Consider the following 15,017-nt stretch of genomic DNA (forward strand, 5'->3'; position numbering starts at 1 on the left):
GTCTATTCTGCGAACGCATTTTTGGACCAACAAAGGACTGGGAATGTCACTGCGGCAAATATAAACGCATTCGCCATAAAGGCGTAGTCTGTGATAAATGTGGTGTAGAGGTTACACGTGCAAAAGTACGTCGTGAACGTATGGGTCATATCCAATTGGCTACTCCTGTATCTCACATTTGGTACTTTAAAGGTATCCCATCCCGCATGGGCCTCATCCTTGATGTATCTCCACGTTCCTTGGAACGCGTATTATACTTTGCTTCCTACATCGTAGTAGATCCAGCTGGTACTCCATTGGCAAAACGCCAATTGTTGTCCGAGCAAGAGTACCGCGAATATGAAGCTCAATTTAATGAAGACGGTTATACTATCGGTGGTAAATCCGTCGTAATCGAAACAGTAGCTCAACGTAACGAACGTTTGGCTATTGTTCGCGAAGCACAACGCAAAGAGCGCTATAATGCGGCTCTTCGCGATGATGCAACAATCCCAGAAGCAGATAAAGAATACGAAGAATTAACTCGTGAAGAGCGTTATGAATTGGGCGCTGCTGAAGAGGTTCTCTTCGTATGTATCGATATGGGTGCTGAGGCTGTAAAAGCTCTTTTAGCAGAACTTGATCTTGAAGCATTGAATGCTGAATTGCGCGAAGAATTGAACACTGCTAGTGGTCAACGTAAAATCCGTGCAGTTCGTCGTTTAGAAGTAGTAGAAGCATTCCGTCAATCTGGCAACCGCCCAGAATGGATGATCATGGATGTTGTCCCTGTTATCCCACCTGAATTGCGCCCTATGGTTCAATTAGATGGTGGTCGTTTCGCTACATCTGACCTCAATGATTTGTACCGTCGTGTTATCAACCGTAACAACCGTTTGAAACGTTTGTTAGACTTAGGTGCTCCTGATATCATTGTGCGCAACGAAAAACGTATGCTTCAAGAAGCTGTTGACGCATTGATCGATAATGGTCGCCGTGGCCGTCCTGTAACAGGTCCTGGTAACCGTCCATTGAAATCCTTGTCCGATATGCTTAAAGGTAAACAAGGTCGTTTCCGTCAAAACTTGCTTGGTAAACGTGTTGACTACTCTGGTCGTTCCGTTATCGTAGTAGGTCCTGAACTTAAAATGCACCAATGTGGTTTGCCTAAAGAAATGGCATTGGAATTGTTCAAACCTTTTGTTATGAAACGTTTGGTAGAACGCGGTCAAGCATCCAATATCAAGGCAGCTAAACGCCAAGTAGAAAGAATTGGCCCTGGTGTATGGGAATCCTTGGAAGAGGTAATCAAAGAACATCCAGTTCTCTTGAACCGTGCCCCTACATTGCATAGACTTGGTATCCAAGCCTTCGAACCAATCCTTTGGGAAGGCCGTGCTATCAAATTGCATCCATTAGTATGTACAGCCTTCAACGCCGACTTTGACGGTGACCAAATGGCGTGTCACTTACCATTGTCCGTAGAAGCACAAGCAGAAGCTCGTACATTGATGCTTTCTAGTCATAACATCTTGTCTACAAAAGACGGTAAACCAGTAGCAGTACCTTCTCAAGATATGATCTTGGGTACATACTACTTAACAGTTGTACGAGAAGATACTCGTGATAAAGCAAAAACATTTGCTACTTATGACGAAGTAATGCTTGCATACGAGTCTCATATCATTGGCTTGCAAGATATTCTTTATATCCGTTTACCTGACCATGGCCGTGTAGAAACTACAGCTGGTCGCTTAATCTTCAACAATGCACTATTCCCAGAATTATGGCAATACGAAAAACGTGAAGATGGCACTTACTCTTTAGGTAAGGTTATGGATAAGAAAACAGTTGGTAAATTGGTTGACCAATGCTTCCAATTGTTTGGCAATGAAAAGACTGCAGAACTCTTGGACCGCATTAAATCCTTGGGTTATTCCTTCGCTCGTCGCGCAGGTATGACTGTAGCTATTGCAGATATTAAAGTACCAGAAGTAAAAACTGGTTTATTAGACACAGCAGAACAAGAAGTAGAAAAAGTATCTCGCTTGTATCGCCGTGGTCTTATTACAGAAGAAGAACGTTACCGTAAAACTATCCAATTGTGGACTCAAGCAACAGAAGATGTTACTGATGCCATGATGGATAATATGGCGCGCGACAAAGATGGCTTCAACCCTGTTTACATGATGGCTATCTCTGGTGCCCGTGGTAACAAACAACAGATCCGTCAGCTTGCTGGTATGCGTGGTTTGATGGCCGATCCATCTGGTCGTATCATCGACTTGCCAATCAAAGCAAACTTTAAAGAAGGCTTGACTGTATTGGATTACTTTACATCCTCTCATGGTGCCCGTAAAGGTTTGGCCGATACAGCGCTTCGTACAGCTGACTCCGGTTACTTGACTCGTCGTCTTGTTGACGTATCTCAAGACGTTATCGTTCGTGAGGACGATTGTGACGTTGTAGGTATCGATCTCGTTCGTGAACGCGCTCGTTTGGCTACATCTCCACGTCAAGCATTGGAATTGTTGAAAGACAAGCTTATTGGTCGTGTTCTAGATAAAGATGTAGTGAATGTAGAAACAGGGGAACTTGTTGTACCTGCTGAAACTATTTTGGACGAACAATGCTTAGCTGATATTGCAGAATCCGGTGTTACATCTGTTGCATTGCGCGGTGCACACCTAGGCTCTGATAGCGATATCAACCATACTAACTTGGTTCAAAAAATTATTCTTGGTGAAAGCGATGACAGCATCCGTGCAACATTAAAAGAAACTATGGTTCAAAATATGTTGAACAAGGATACTGTACAAGCAATTGTTGACAGTGAAGGTGTAGAAATCTTCCCTGCTAATACACGCCTCACTGAAGAAGGCATCGAAGCTATTCTTAACTCCGATGTAAAAGAAGTACAAGTACGCAACAACGAAATCCATGGTATCGAAGTGGAAGCAATCGTTGAGGGTACTGGCGTTATTGAACCATTAAAAGATCGTATCGTAGGCCGTATTGCAGCTGAAGAATTAGTTAATAAAGAAACTGGCGAAGTTATCGTTCCTCTTAACGGTGAAATCACAGAACCATTGGCTGATGAAGTTGTAAAACACTACGAAACAGTTAAAATCCGTTCCGTATTGACTTGCCGCAGCCCTTATGGCGTATGTCGCAAGTGTTATGGTCGCGACCTTGGTACAGGTGGTCAAGTTCAAGTTGGTGAAGCTGTAGGTATTATTGCAGCGCAATCCATCGGTGAACCTGGTACTCAGTTGACAATGCGTACATTCCATACAGGTGGTGTCGCAGGTGACGATATTACACAAGGTTTGCCACGTGTCGAAGAATTGTTCGAAGCACGTAAACCAAAACGTAATGCTATCATCGCAGAAAACGAAGGTACAGTTCGCGTTGTACCTAACGAAGGTAAAAAAGGTACTAATACTATCTTCATTACTGGTGAAGACGGTATTGAACTCGATTACCTCATCCCTTATGGTTCCCGCATTATCGTTAAAGACGGTGATGTTGTATCCTTAGGCGCACGTTTGACAGAAGGTTCTATCAACCCTCATGACATTATGCGTGTAATGGGTACAGAAGCAACTCAACGTTACCTCGTATACGAAGTACAAAAAGTATATAAATCTCAAGGTGTAGAAATTAACGATAAACATATCGAAGTTATCGTTCGTCAAATGCTTCATAAAGTAAAAGTTGAAACAGCTGGCGATGCTGATATGCTTCCAGGGGATATGGTCGACGTTAATACCTTTGACGAAGAAAACCGTCGTCTTACTCTTAATGGCCGTGAAAATGCTACAGGCAAACGTACATTATTGGGTATTACTAAAGCTGCTTTGGCAACGGATTCCTTCTTGTCTGCTGCGTCCTTCCAAGAAACAACACGTGTTCTTACCGACGCTGCAATCAAAGGTAAAATCGATCCATTATTGGGCTTAAAAGAAAATGTAATCATCGGTAAATTGATCCCTGCTGGTACTGGCATGAGCCGTTACCGTAAGATTGAGGTTGTTAAAAACACACCTGAAATTATCGATATTACAGAAGAATCTGCTGTAGAAGAATAATCTATAGGGATACTATAAAAGAGCGTGCCTTAGGGCACGCTCTTTTTTGTTAATCCCAAACTTGCTGGTACAGATAGAAGTGTCATAGGGAATAAATAAAATGATAAATTTAATAAAATCGTTATTTTGAATAAAGCAAATAAAATGAATCGAAAAAATGACTAATTATTTTTTATCTATATCTATTTTGCATACATAAAATGAGATGAATGAAAATAATATAAAATTTATGCATAAAAATGAGCCTAAAACACATAAAATTGTATAAAAATAACAAATGAGTTTATATAGTTCGACATAATGAAACGCACGGAAACGTGTACACATAAAATGCAGTTGTATAGCGGTGTAGACCGTCGAAAAACGTTTGACATGAGCTTGTGTAATTGATATACTTACAGAGTGCTCAGGGGCAAGTATGCCTAAGTAGCATAATTTCGTAAGGAGAATTTACTATGGACATTGCCCATCTGAAGTCGATGAACAAAACAATCGGTGCCAAGCAAACGTTGAAAAACATTGCGCGAGGAACTGTGAAGTATGTGTTCGTAGGACGCGATAGTGATGAACGTGTAGTTGAACCTATACGAACAGCTTGTTCTGAACAGGGGATACCTGTGAATGATAAGCACACCATGGATGACCTCGGTCGTGCGTGCCGCATTAAGGTGCGGGCCACAGCGGTAGGCATCCTACGTTAATCTTGGTAATATCCGATGTAACACTTTGTTATGACGGATCAATTATAAATCTCAAATTTGGAAAGGAGGTGCCCAAATGCCAACAATTAATCAGCTAGTACGCAAAGGTCGCATGAGCTTGACTAAAAAATCTACAGCTCCAGCGCTTCAAGAATCTCCACAAAAACGTGGTGTATGTACTCGTGTGTACACAGCTACTCCAAAGAAACCAAACTCCGCGCTTCGTAAAGTTGCCCGTGTACGTTTGACAAACGCTATTGAAGTAACTGCTTACATTCCAGGCATTGGTCACAATTTACAAGAACACAGTGTTGTACTTATCAGAGGCGGTCGTGTAAAAGACCTTCCAGGTGTGCGTTATCACATCGTTCGTGGTGCATTGGATACAGCTGGCGTACAAAACCGTATGCAAAGTCGTTCCAAATACGGCGCGAAAAAAGCTAAAAAATAATTTTAGCCATTAAACGAAATTAACACACATCATTATAAAGGAGGAATTGAACATGCCAAGAAAAGGCCCTGTTCCGAAACGTGATGTACTTCCAGATCCGGTGTACAACAGCAAATTAGTAACACGTTTCATTAACAAAGTTATGTACGATGGCAAAAAAGGCATTGCTGAAACTATCGTATATGATGCATTCGAAATTATTCGTTCCAAAATGGGTCAAGACCCAATGGAAGTTTTTGATCAAGCATTGAAAAATGTTATGCCTGTACTTGAAGTACGTGCTCGCCGTATCGGTGGTGCTAACTATCAAGTGCCAGTTGAAGTTCGTGCTGATCGCCGTCAAACACTCGGTATTCGCTGGGTTGTAAACTACGCTCGTCTTCGTGGTGAACGCACTATGAAAGAACGCTTGGCAGGCGAATTGATGGACGCTTTCAACAATGCAGGCGCTGCAATCAAGAAAAAAGAAGATACTCATAAAATGGCAGAAGCTAATAAAGCATTTGCTCATTATCGTTGGTAATAAGAGGTGACAACTGTGGCAAGAGAGTTTTCCTTAGCAAAAACTCGTAATATCGGTATCATGGCTCACATCGATGCTGGTAAGACAACAACTACAGAACGTATCCTCTACTATACAGGTATCGTTCACAAGATCGGCGAAGTACATGAAGGTGCTGCTACGATGGACTGGATGGCGCAAGAACAAGAACGTGGTATCACAATCACTTCTGCGGCGACAACATGTCACTGGAAAGATCATCGTATCAATATCATCGATACTCCTGGTCACGTTGACTTTACTGTAGAAGTAGAACGTTCTTTACGTGTACTTGATGGCTCCGTAGCGGTGTTCAGTGCTAAAGGCGGCGTTGAACCTCAATCCGAAACAGTATGGCGTCAAGCATCTAACTACGGCGTACCTCGTATCGCTTATGTAAATAAGATGGATACAGTAGGTGCTGACTTCTTCAACGTAGTTGATATGATGAAATCCCGTTTGGGTGCAAATTCCGTAGCTATCCAAGTGCCAATCGGCGCTGAAGATACTTTCGAAGGCATCATCGATTTGATGACTATGAAAGCGGAAATTTACAAATCCGATGACGGTAAAGAATATGAAATCACTGATATCCCAGCAGAATATCAAGAAGTAGCTGAAGCTCGTCGCGAAATGATGATCGATGCTATCGCTGAAACTGATGACGATATCATGATGAAATATTTGGAAGGCGAAGAAATCTCCATCGAAGAATTGAAAACAGCATTGCGTAAAGCAGTTATTGCTAACCAATTGTTCCCAGTTCTTTGTGGTTCTTCCTACAAAAACAAAGGTGTACAAATGTTGTTGGACGCTGTTGTAGATTACATGCCAGCTCCTATCGACATTCCAGCTATTAAAGGTACCGTTCCTGGTACTGAAGAAGAAACTACTCGTCCTTCTTCCGATGATGAACCATTCTCCGCATTGGCATTCAAAATCATGGCTGACCCTTATGTTGGTAAATTAGCGTTCTTCCGCGTGTACTCCGGTACATTGGAATCCGGTTCCTACGTTTTCAACTCCACAAAAGGTAAAAAAGAACGTATCGGCCGTATTCTTCAAATGCACGCTAACACTCGTAAAGAAATCGACATGGTTTACGCTGGCGACATCGCTGCAGCTGTAGGCTTGAAAGATACTACTACTGGTGATACTCTTTGTGATGAAAAGAATCCTGTAATTCTTGAGTCCATGGAATTCCCTGAACCAGTTATCTCCGTTGCTGTTGAACCTAAAACAAAAGCTGACCAAGAAAAAATGGGTACAGCTCTTGCTCGTTTGGCAGAAGAAGATCCTACTTTCAAAGTTCGTACTGATGAAGAAACAGGTCAAACTATTATCTCCGGTATGGGCGAACTTCACTTGGATATCATCGTTGACCGTATGAACCGTGAGTTCAAAGTAGACTGCAACGTAGGTAAACCTCAAGTAGCATATCGCGAAACTATCCGTAAAGCAGTTAAATCTGAAGGTAAATTCGTACGTCAATCTGGTGGTCGTGGTCAATATGGTCACTGCTGGTTGGAATTGATTCCACAAGAACCAGGTGCTGGCTTCGAATTTGAAAATAAGGTCGTAGGTGGTGCAATTCCTCGTGAATACATCGGACCTGTTGAAAATGGTGTTAAAGAAGCTATGGAATCCGGTGTTATCGCTGGTTATCCAATGGTTGACATCAAAGTTATCGTATTTGACGGCTCCTACCATGACGTTGACTCCAACGAAATGGCCTTCAAAATCGCTGGTTCCATGGGCTTTAAAGAAGGTGCTCGCAAAGCAGATCCTGCATTGCTTGAACCATATATGTCCGTAGAAGTAGACGTTCCTGAAGAATACATGGGCGACGTTATCGGTGACTTGAACTCCCGTCGTGGTCGCATGGACGGCATGGAAGCTCGTAATGGTAACCAACATATCAAAGCATATGTTCCATTGAGCGAAATGTTCGGTTACGCAACTGACCTTCGTTCCAAAACGCAAGGTCGCGGTAACTACTCCATGACATTCGATCATTACGAAGAAGTTCCTAAGAAAATTGCTGAAGAAATTCAAGCAAAGAAAAACGGTTAATCTTACATTAGATTAATAGAATTACTATTTTCCTCGGAGGATAATTTAAAATGGCTAAAGAAAAATTTGAACGTACGAAACCGCATGTTAACATCGGTACAATCGGTCACGTTGACCATGGTAAAACTACTTTGACAGCTGCAATCACTAAAGTATTGGCTGAAAAAGGCCAAGCTGAATTCCAAGATTACAGCAACATCGATAAAGCTCCAGAAGAACGTGAACGTGGTATCACAATCAACACTGCACACGTTGAGTATGAAACTGCTAACCGTCACTATGCACACGTTGACTGCCCAGGCCATGCTGACTATGTTAAAAACATGATCACTGGTGCGGCTCAAATGGACGGCGCTATCTTGGTATGTTCCGCAGCTGACGGCCCTATGCCTCAAACTCGTGAACACATCTTGTTGGCTCGCCAAGTTGGTGTTCCTGCAATCGTAGTATTCTTGAACAAAGCTGACATGGTTGACGACGAAGAATTGATCGAATTGGTAGAAATGGAAGTTCGTGAACTTCTTTCCTCCTACGAATTCCCTGGCGACGAAGTACCTATCGTTGTAGGTTCCGCTTTGAAAGCTTTGGAAGGCGACGCTCAATATGTAGCTAAAATCGACGAATTGATGGACGCTGTAGATTCCTACATCCCAACACCAGTTCGTGATACTGACAAACCTTTCTTGATGCCTGTGGAAGACGTATTCACAATCACTGGTCGTGGTACAGTAGCAACTGGCCGTGTTGAACGTGGTCAAGTAAACGTAGGCGACACAGTAGAAGTTGTAGGCTTGAAAGAAAAAGCTGAACAATACGTAGTAACTGGTCTTGAAATGTTCCGCAAAACTTTGGACTCTGCAGTAGCAGGTGACAACGTAGGTGCGTTGCTTCGTGGTGTTGACCGTAAAGACATCGAACGTGGTCAAGTATTGGCTAAACCAGGTTCCATCAACCCACACACAAAATTCAAAGCAGAAGTTTACGTATTGACTAAAGAAGAAGGTGGCCGTCATACTCCATTCTTCTCCAACTACCGTCCACAATTCTACTTCCGTACAACAGACGTAACAGGTGTTGTAAACCTTCCTGAAGGTGTAGAAATGTGTATGCCTGGCGATAACGTAACAATGGATATCGAATTGATTACTCCAATCGCTATCGAAGAAGGTCTTCGTTTCGCGATCCGCGAAGGTGGCCATACAGTAGGCGCTGGCGTTGTAACTGAAATCGAAGGTTAATTTAACCTTTTATGCTCATCGTAGTGATGCGTTGGGCACAATATCCACGACATGTAAGAGCGGCATGTTCTGCCGCTCTCGTGTTGTGTTTTCAAACTATGAAGTAGAAGGTTGCCTCTGCGGAGGAGAATTTCTATGGAGCAGTTCATTCACGAAATGGACGACAGGAGGAATTATTAATAATGGCTAAACAGCAAAAAATCCGTATTCGCCTTAAGGCATACGACCACAAAGCTCTCGATCAAAGCGCTGCTAAGATCGTAGACACTGCAAAAAGAAATGGCGCTATGGTATCTGGTCCGATTCCATTGCCAACAGAAAAGAATATCTTCACAATTCTTCGTTCTGTACACGTAAACAAAGATTCTCGTGAACAATTCGAAATGCGTACACATAAACGCTTAATCGATATTCTTGAACCAAATTCGAAAACAGTAGATGCTATCACTCGTTTAGATTTACCAGCTGGTGTATCTATTGAAATAAAACTATAAGGAGGTGCGATAATGTCTAAAGCTATTTTGGGTAAAAAATTAGGAATGACTCAAGTCTTCACAGCTGAAGGCCAATTAGTTCCTGTAACAGTAGTGGAAACTACCCCAAGCGTTGTAGTGCGCGTTAAGACTGTTGAAACAGACGGCTACGAAGCAGTACAAATTGGTTACGGTTCCATTAAAGAAAAACATTTAACAAAACCTGTAAAAGGTCAGTTCGACAAAGCTGGCGTAGCTCCAGTTAAATATCTTCGCGAAGTTCGCGTAGCTAATGCAGCTGACTACACAGTAGGCCAAACTCTGGCAGCTGATATCTTCGCAGAAGGTGAATTGGTGGACGTAGTAGGTACAGGTAAAGGTAAGGGTTTTGCTGGCACAATTAAACGCCATAACTTCTCCCGTGGTCCTGAAACTCATGGTTCCAAATCTCACCGTGAACCTGGTTCCATCGGTCCTATGATCTCCGGTGGCGGCGGTAAGGTATACAAAGGTAAAAAACTCCCTGGACAAATGGGTGGTTACAGAGTTACCGTACAACGCTTATCCGTTGTGAAAGTTGATGCTGAACGTAACCTTTTATTGGTTAAAGGTGGTATCCCAGGCGCTAAAGGTAGCTTGGTTATGGTTCGCAACACGGTTAAACCTGTTAAATAATCATTTGTCGAAAGGAGGATTATGTAATGCCTACAGTAGCAACATATAATCAATCCGGCGTTAAAGTCGGTGAAATACAGTTAAACGATGCAGTATTCGGCGTTGAAGTTAACGAAGCCGTAATGCATCAAGCCGTAGTTCGTCAATTGTCTAACGAACGTCTCGGCACACATGCAACAAAAACTAGAGGTATGGTTCGTGGCGGTGGCCGCAAACCTTGGAAACAAAAAGGTACTGGTCGTGCACGTTCCGGTTCCAGCCGTTCCCCAATCTGGATTGGTGGCGGTACTACATTTGGTCCACAACCTCGCAGCTATTACAAAGCTATGCCTCGTAAGGCTAGACGTTTAGCAGTTAAATCTGCTCTTAGCGATAAAGTGAATAATAGCGAATTATACGTTTTGGAAGAAATCACATTAGCAGCTCCTAAAACTAAAGAAGTGTTGAACATTATCAATAGCTTCAACGTTGGTGATGCAAAAGTATTGTTCATCACTGAAGGTGATGTAAATGTTGAACGTTCCGCTCGCAACATCCAAGGTGTTAAAGCATTGGCTTGCGAAGGTATGAACATTTTCGATCTTCTTCATTACGATAAGCTCTTCATTACTAAAGGTGCTGTCGCAAAAATCGAGGAGGTACTTGGATAATGCAATTACATGATGTACTAATCCGCCCGGTTATTACCGAAAAATCCACTATGCTTATGGAAGAAGGCAAATACACTTTCCGTGTGCCTTTGACTGCAAATAAAGTGCAAATCCGTCAAGCAGTTGAAAAAATCTTCAATGTAAAAGTAGAAAAAGTAGCTACTATTCGCGTTTTAGGCAAAACTAAACGCATGGGTCGTACACAAGGTAAACGTAGCGATTACAAAAAAGCTATCGTTACTTTGAAAGCTGGCGAATCCATTGAATTCTTTGAAGGTGTCTAAGAGTCTAGTTGTAAGGAGGCCCACTAATGGCAATTAAATCATTTAAACCGTACTCCGCTGGTCGCCGGTTTATGACAGTATCCGCCTTCGACGAAATCACAGCAAGCAAACCAGAAAAATCTTTGCTCGCTAAGATTTCCCAAAAAGGTGGTCGTAACAATACTGGTAAAATGACAGTTCGTCACCAAGGTGGCGGTCATAAACGTCAATATCGTATTATTGACTTCAAACGTACTAAAGATAATATTCCAGCTAAAGTAGCAACAATCGAGTATGATCCTAACCGTTCTTCTCGTATCGCTTTGCTTAACTACGCTGATGGTGAAAAACGCTACATTTTAGCTCCTAACGGTCTAAAAGTTGGTGACGTTGTATTCTCCGGTCCTGAGTCCGATATTAAACCTGGTAACTGCTTACCATTGGCTAATATTCCAGACGGTACACAAATCCACAATATCGAATTGAAAATCGGTAAAGGTGGCCAAATCGTTCGTTCCGCTGGTACATCTGCTCAATTGATGGGTAAAGATAATGGCTACGCTATTCTTCGTTTACCATCTGGTGAAATGCGTCGTGTTCGTCAAGAGTGCCGTGCAACAGTAGGTGTTGTTGGTAACGCTGACCACAGCAACCTTGTAATTGGTAAAGCTGGTCGTCATCGTTGGATGGGCGTTCGCCCTGGCAACCGTGGTGTTGTAATGAACCCTTGTGACCATCCACATGGTGGTGGTGAAGGTAAATCTCCTGTTGGTCGTAAACATCCTGTTACACCTTGGGGCAAACCAGCACATGGTGTTAAAACTCGCGACAAGAAAAAAGCTTCTAACAGCTTAATCATTAAACGTCGTACAAAATAGGATAAAGGAAAGGAGATAAAATAGTGTCCAGATCTATTAAAAAAGGCCCTTTCGTAGCAGATCATTTGCTTAAGAAAGTTGAAGCTTTAAACGAAACTAACGAAAAGAAAGTTGTAAAAACCTGGTCCCGTGCCTCTACTATTATCCCAAGTTTTGTAGGCCACACAATTGCTGTGCATGATGGTCGCAAACATGTACCTGTATTCATTACAGAAGATATGGTAGGTCATAAATTAGGTGAGTTCGCTCCTACACGTACTTTCAAAGGTCACGGTAAGGACGAAAAATCTACAGGCAAAAAATAGGAGGAAATAATACATGGAAGCAAAAGCAATCGCTAGACATATCCGAATCGCGCCTCGTAAAATCCGTATCGTTGCTGATTTAGTGCGCGGTAAAAACATCGGCGAGGCATTTGCCATCTTGAAGTTCACTCCGAAAGTTGGCGCTGATGTAGTCGAAAAAGTTATGCGTTCTGCAATCGCAAACGCTGAACATAATTTCGATATGAATGTTGACAATCTTTACGTATCCGAGATCTTCGTTGATCAAGGCCCTACATTAAAACGCATTCATCCTCGTTCCCGTGGTCAAGCTTTCAAAATTTTGAAACGCACTAGCCATGTAACAGTAGTAGTTAAAGAAAGAGCTTAAGAAGGAGGGAAACAGAGTGGGTCAAAAAGTTAATCCACACGGTTTGCGTGTCGGTATCGTAAAAGATTGGGACGCAAAATGGTATGCAGATAAAGATTTCGCTGCTAATCTTCATGAAGACGTAAAAATTCGTAACTTCTTGAAAGAAACCCTTTTCATTGCTGGTATTTCCCGCATTGAAATCGAGCGTACAAATAAACGTATTAAATTGACTATCCACACTGCAAAACCAGGTATGGTTATCGGTCGTGGTGGTGCTGGTATCGAAGATATCAAAAAAGCAATGACTCGTTTCACTGACAAACAAGTGGACGTTAACATCGCAGAAATTAAACAAGCAGACATGGATGCAATCTTGGTTGCAGAAAACATTGCTAGCCAATTGGAACGCCGTATCGGTTTCCGTCGTGCAATGAAACAAGCTGTTGGTCGTACAATGCGCTTAGGTGCAAAAGGTATCAAAATCATGGTAAGCGGTCGTCTTGGCGGCGCTGAAATCGCTCGTAGCGAATCCTACCGTGAAGGTTCTATTCCTTTGCATACACTTCGTGCAGACATCGACTACGGTACTGCTGAAGCTCATACAACATATGGTTGTATCGGCATTAAAGTATGGATTTACAAAGGTGAAGTTTTGCCAGAAGCAAAACAACCTGCTAAGAAGGAAGAAGGTGGCAAGTAATGCTTATTCCAAAGCGCGTAAAACATCGTAAGCAATTCCGCGGCCGTATGAAAGGTCGTGCTATGCGCGGTAATACAGTGTCTCATGGTGAGTTCGGCTTGGTAGCATGCGAACCATCTTGGATCACTAACCGTCAAATCGAAGCTGCCCGTATTGCTATGACTCGTTATATCAAACGTGGTGGTAAAGTATGGATTAAAATTTTCCCTGACAAACCAATCACAGCTAAACCAGCTGGTACTCGTATGGGTTCCGGTAAAGGTTCTCCTGAATACTGGGTAGCAGTAGTTAAACCAGGTCGTGTAATGTTTGAAATGGACGGTGTGCCAGAAGCTACAGCTCGTGAAGCTATGCGTCTTGCAAGCCATAAACTTCCAATCAAATGCAAATTTGTTGTTAAGGGTAAAGAATTGGGTGGTGACGTAAATGAAGGTTAATGACATTCGCAATATGAGCGCTGCCGAAATGGAACAAAAAGTTTCCGGTCTTAAGGAAGAGTTATTTAACCTCCGTTTTCAGCTTGCAACAGGTCAATTAGAAAATCCTATGCGCATTCGTGAAGTTAAGAAGACAATCGCTCGTATTAAAACTGTACAACGTGAAGTTGAACTTAAATCTGAAAACGCATAATAACAGATTTGTTAAAGGTTGAAAAGGAGGCTTAAAATCGTGGCAGAAGAAAGAAACGTACGTAAAGTCCGCGTAGGTAAAGTTGTTAGCGACAAAATGAATAAAACTGTTGTTGTTGCTGTAGAACGTAAAGTACCTCACGCATTATATAACAAGCCAATGGTTAGCACTAAACGCTTTAAAGCTCATGATGAAAATAATGAGTGCCAAATTGGCGATACAGTTAAAATTGTAGAAACTCGTCCACTTTCTAAAGATAAATGTTGGAGAGTTGTTGAAATTCTTGAAAGACAAAAATAAGAGTGATGTAAGGAGGAATAGACGATGATCCAGCAACAAACAATTTTGAATGTTGCCGACAACACTGGTGCAAAACGTATTATGTGTATCCAAGTCATGGGCGGTTCTTATCGCAAATTCGGCAATATCGGTGACGTAATCGTTGCTTCTGTAAAAGATGCATCACCCGGTGGCGTTGTCAAGAAAGGCGACGTAGTCAAAGCTGTTATTGTTCGTTCTAAAAAAGGTATCCGCCGTCAAGACGGTTCCTATATCCGTTTCGATGAAAACGCAGCAGTAGTTATTAAAGATGACAAGACCCCTCGTGGTACTCGTATCTTTGGACCTGTAGCTAGAGAGCTTCGTGAAAAAGACTTCATGAAAATTGTTTCTTTGGCTCCAGAAGTATTATAAGAAGGAGGAACGCAGCATATGGCTAAACTACAAATCAAAAAAGGCGATACAGTTGTTGTTATCTCCGGTAAAGATAAAGGTAAGCAAGGTACAGTAATTGCTACTGAACCTAAAAAAGAACGCGTATTTGTTGAAGGCGTTAACACTGTAAAACGTCATACAAAACCTTCTCAAGCTAACCCACAAGGCGGCATCGTTACTAAAGAAGCTGGTATCCATGTTTCTAACGTAATGATCGTTGACCCAGAAACTAAAACAGCTACTCGTATCAAAAAAGTTGAAGGCAAAGACGGTAAATTCGTTCGCGCTACAGTTAAATCTGGTACAGTACTTAAATAATCAGGA

Annotated in this window: 19 protein-coding genes; all 19 read left to right on the forward strand. The window is 42.2% G+C overall.

Annotated elements, in window-relative coordinates:
* The coding region (gene rpoC, locus QZ548_RS00250) for a DNA-directed RNA polymerase subunit beta' (protein ID WP_295867222.1) at positions 1-4,070 on the forward strand (4,070 nt) is incomplete at its 5' end.
* Between the two features lie 455 nt (positions 4,071-4,525).
* On the forward strand, positions 4,526-4,771 hold the full coding sequence (locus tag QZ548_RS00255) for a L7Ae/L30e/S12e/Gadd45 family protein (RefSeq protein WP_024064891.1): 246 nt from the start codon (positions 4,526-4,528) through the stop codon (positions 4,769-4,771).
* A 76-nt stretch (positions 4,772-4,847) separates the two neighbouring features.
* Positions 4,848-5,222, forward strand: coding sequence for a 30S ribosomal protein S12 (gene rpsL, locus QZ548_RS00260; RefSeq protein WP_004693554.1), 375 nt, complete (start codon positions 4,848-4,850; stop codon positions 5,220-5,222).
* Between the two features lie 52 nt (positions 5,223-5,274).
* Positions 5,275-5,745: a 30S ribosomal protein S7 gene (rpsG, locus tag QZ548_RS00265; RefSeq protein ID WP_004693556.1), complete on the forward strand. Its 471-nt coding sequence runs from the start codon at positions 5,275-5,277 to the stop codon at positions 5,743-5,745.
* A gap of 15 nt (positions 5,746-5,760) precedes the next feature.
* Positions 5,761-7,836, forward strand: coding sequence for an elongation factor G (gene fusA / locus QZ548_RS00270; protein ID WP_295867225.1), 2,076 nt, complete (start codon positions 5,761-5,763; stop codon positions 7,834-7,836).
* Positions 7,837-7,886: 50 nt separating this feature from the next.
* Entirely contained in the window at positions 7,887-9,074 is a 1,188-nt protein-coding gene (tuf, locus tag QZ548_RS00275; RefSeq protein WP_039968974.1) for an elongation factor Tu, read from the forward strand.
* A 182-nt stretch (positions 9,075-9,256) separates the two neighbouring features.
* Complete coding sequence (gene rpsJ / locus QZ548_RS00280) at positions 9,257-9,568, forward strand: 30S ribosomal protein S10 (RefSeq protein ID WP_004695100.1); 312 nt, start codon at positions 9,257-9,259, stop codon at positions 9,566-9,568.
* 12 nt (positions 9,569-9,580) lie between these two features.
* Positions 9,581-10,222, forward strand: coding sequence for a 50S ribosomal protein L3 (gene rplC / locus QZ548_RS00285; RefSeq protein ID WP_004695102.1), 642 nt, complete (start codon positions 9,581-9,583; stop codon positions 10,220-10,222).
* Between the two features lie 26 nt (positions 10,223-10,248).
* On the forward strand, positions 10,249-10,872 hold the full coding sequence (gene rplD / locus QZ548_RS00290) for a 50S ribosomal protein L4 (RefSeq protein WP_005377066.1): 624 nt from the start codon (positions 10,249-10,251) through the stop codon (positions 10,870-10,872).
* The gene (gene rplW, locus QZ548_RS00295) at positions 10,872-11,156 is read left to right on the forward strand and encodes a 50S ribosomal protein L23 (protein WP_004695108.1); all 285 of its coding nucleotides are present in this window, start codon (positions 10,872-10,874) and stop codon (positions 11,154-11,156) included. The genes rplD and rplW overlap by 1 nt, the downstream gene beginning before the upstream one ends.
* A gap of 26 nt (positions 11,157-11,182) precedes the next feature.
* Positions 11,183-12,013, forward strand: coding sequence for a 50S ribosomal protein L2 (gene rplB / locus QZ548_RS00300; protein WP_005385496.1), 831 nt, complete (start codon positions 11,183-11,185; stop codon positions 12,011-12,013).
* A gap of 23 nt (positions 12,014-12,036) precedes the next feature.
* A complete protein-coding gene (rpsS, locus tag QZ548_RS00305; protein ID WP_060923779.1) occupies positions 12,037-12,318 on the forward strand; it encodes a 30S ribosomal protein S19 in 282 nt (93 codons plus the stop codon).
* A gap of 13 nt (positions 12,319-12,331) precedes the next feature.
* Positions 12,332-12,667, forward strand: coding sequence for a 50S ribosomal protein L22 (gene rplV, locus QZ548_RS00310; protein WP_004695112.1), 336 nt, complete (start codon positions 12,332-12,334; stop codon positions 12,665-12,667).
* Between the two features lie 16 nt (positions 12,668-12,683).
* Positions 12,684-13,349: a 30S ribosomal protein S3 gene (gene rpsC / locus QZ548_RS00315; RefSeq protein WP_105084923.1), complete on the forward strand. Its 666-nt coding sequence runs from the start codon at positions 12,684-12,686 to the stop codon at positions 13,347-13,349.
* The gene (gene rplP, locus QZ548_RS00320) at positions 13,349-13,786 is read left to right on the forward strand and encodes a 50S ribosomal protein L16 (protein WP_004695114.1); all 438 of its coding nucleotides are present in this window, start codon (positions 13,349-13,351) and stop codon (positions 13,784-13,786) included. The genes rpsC and rplP overlap by 1 nt, the downstream gene beginning before the upstream one ends.
* A complete protein-coding gene (gene rpmC / locus QZ548_RS00325; protein WP_004695115.1) occupies positions 13,776-13,979 on the forward strand; it encodes a 50S ribosomal protein L29 in 204 nt (67 codons plus the stop codon). The genes rplP and rpmC overlap by 11 nt, the downstream gene beginning before the upstream one ends.
* Before the next feature lie 39 nt (positions 13,980-14,018).
* Positions 14,019-14,279, forward strand: a complete 261-nt coding sequence (rpsQ, locus tag QZ548_RS00330; protein WP_005385504.1) for a 30S ribosomal protein S17 — start codon at positions 14,019-14,021, stop codon at positions 14,277-14,279.
* A 24-nt stretch (positions 14,280-14,303) separates the two neighbouring features.
* Positions 14,304-14,672, forward strand: a complete 369-nt coding sequence (rplN, locus tag QZ548_RS00335) for a 50S ribosomal protein L14 (RefSeq protein ID WP_004695117.1) — start codon at positions 14,304-14,306, stop codon at positions 14,670-14,672.
* An 18-nt stretch (positions 14,673-14,690) separates the two neighbouring features.
* Positions 14,691-15,011 carry a 50S ribosomal protein L24 gene (gene rplX / locus QZ548_RS00340; RefSeq protein ID WP_005385506.1) on the forward strand — a complete coding sequence of 107 codons (321 nt, stop codon included), beginning with the start codon at positions 14,691-14,693 and terminating at the stop codon, positions 15,009-15,011.
* The last annotated feature ends 6 nt before the right edge of the window (positions 15,012-15,017 follow it).

It is taken from the genome of uncultured Veillonella sp., assembly GCF_915069625.1.
GTDB lineage: Bacteria > Bacillota > Negativicutes > Veillonellales > Veillonellaceae > Veillonella.

What these genes read in the sequence shown, in the direction of transcription:
- QZ548_RS00255 (WP_024064891.1), top strand. Translation starts at nt 4,526, where the DNA reads ATGGACATTGCCCATCTGAAGTCGATGAACAAAACAATCGGTGCCAAG.
- rpsL (WP_004693554.1), top strand. Translation starts at nt 4,848, where the DNA reads ATGCCAACAATTAATCAGCTAGTACGCAAAGGTCGCATGAGCTTGACT.
- rpsG (WP_004693556.1), top strand. Translation starts at nt 5,275, where the DNA reads ATGCCAAGAAAAGGCCCTGTTCCGAAACGTGATGTACTTCCAGATCCG.
- tuf (WP_039968974.1), top strand. Translation starts at nt 7,887, where the DNA reads ATGGCTAAAGAAAAATTTGAACGTACGAAACCGCATGTTAACATCGGT.
- rpsJ (WP_004695100.1), top strand. Translation starts at nt 9,257, where the DNA reads ATGGCTAAACAGCAAAAAATCCGTATTCGCCTTAAGGCATACGACCAC.
- rplC (WP_004695102.1), top strand. Translation starts at nt 9,581, where the DNA reads ATGTCTAAAGCTATTTTGGGTAAAAAATTAGGAATGACTCAAGTCTTC.
- rplD (WP_005377066.1), top strand. Translation starts at nt 10,249, where the DNA reads ATGCCTACAGTAGCAACATATAATCAATCCGGCGTTAAAGTCGGTGAA.
- rplW (WP_004695108.1), top strand. Translation starts at nt 10,872, where the DNA reads ATGCAATTACATGATGTACTAATCCGCCCGGTTATTACCGAAAAATCC.
- rplB (WP_005385496.1), top strand. Translation starts at nt 11,183, where the DNA reads ATGGCAATTAAATCATTTAAACCGTACTCCGCTGGTCGCCGGTTTATG.
- rplV (WP_004695112.1), top strand. Translation starts at nt 12,332, where the DNA reads ATGGAAGCAAAAGCAATCGCTAGACATATCCGAATCGCGCCTCGTAAA.
- rplP (WP_004695114.1), top strand. Translation starts at nt 13,349, where the DNA reads ATGCTTATTCCAAAGCGCGTAAAACATCGTAAGCAATTCCGCGGCCGT.
- rpmC (WP_004695115.1), top strand. Translation starts at nt 13,776, where the DNA reads ATGAAGGTTAATGACATTCGCAATATGAGCGCTGCCGAAATGGAACAA.
- rplN (WP_004695117.1), top strand. Translation starts at nt 14,304, where the DNA reads ATGATCCAGCAACAAACAATTTTGAATGTTGCCGACAACACTGGTGCA.
- rplX (WP_005385506.1), top strand. Translation starts at nt 14,691, where the DNA reads ATGGCTAAACTACAAATCAAAAAAGGCGATACAGTTGTTGTTATCTCC.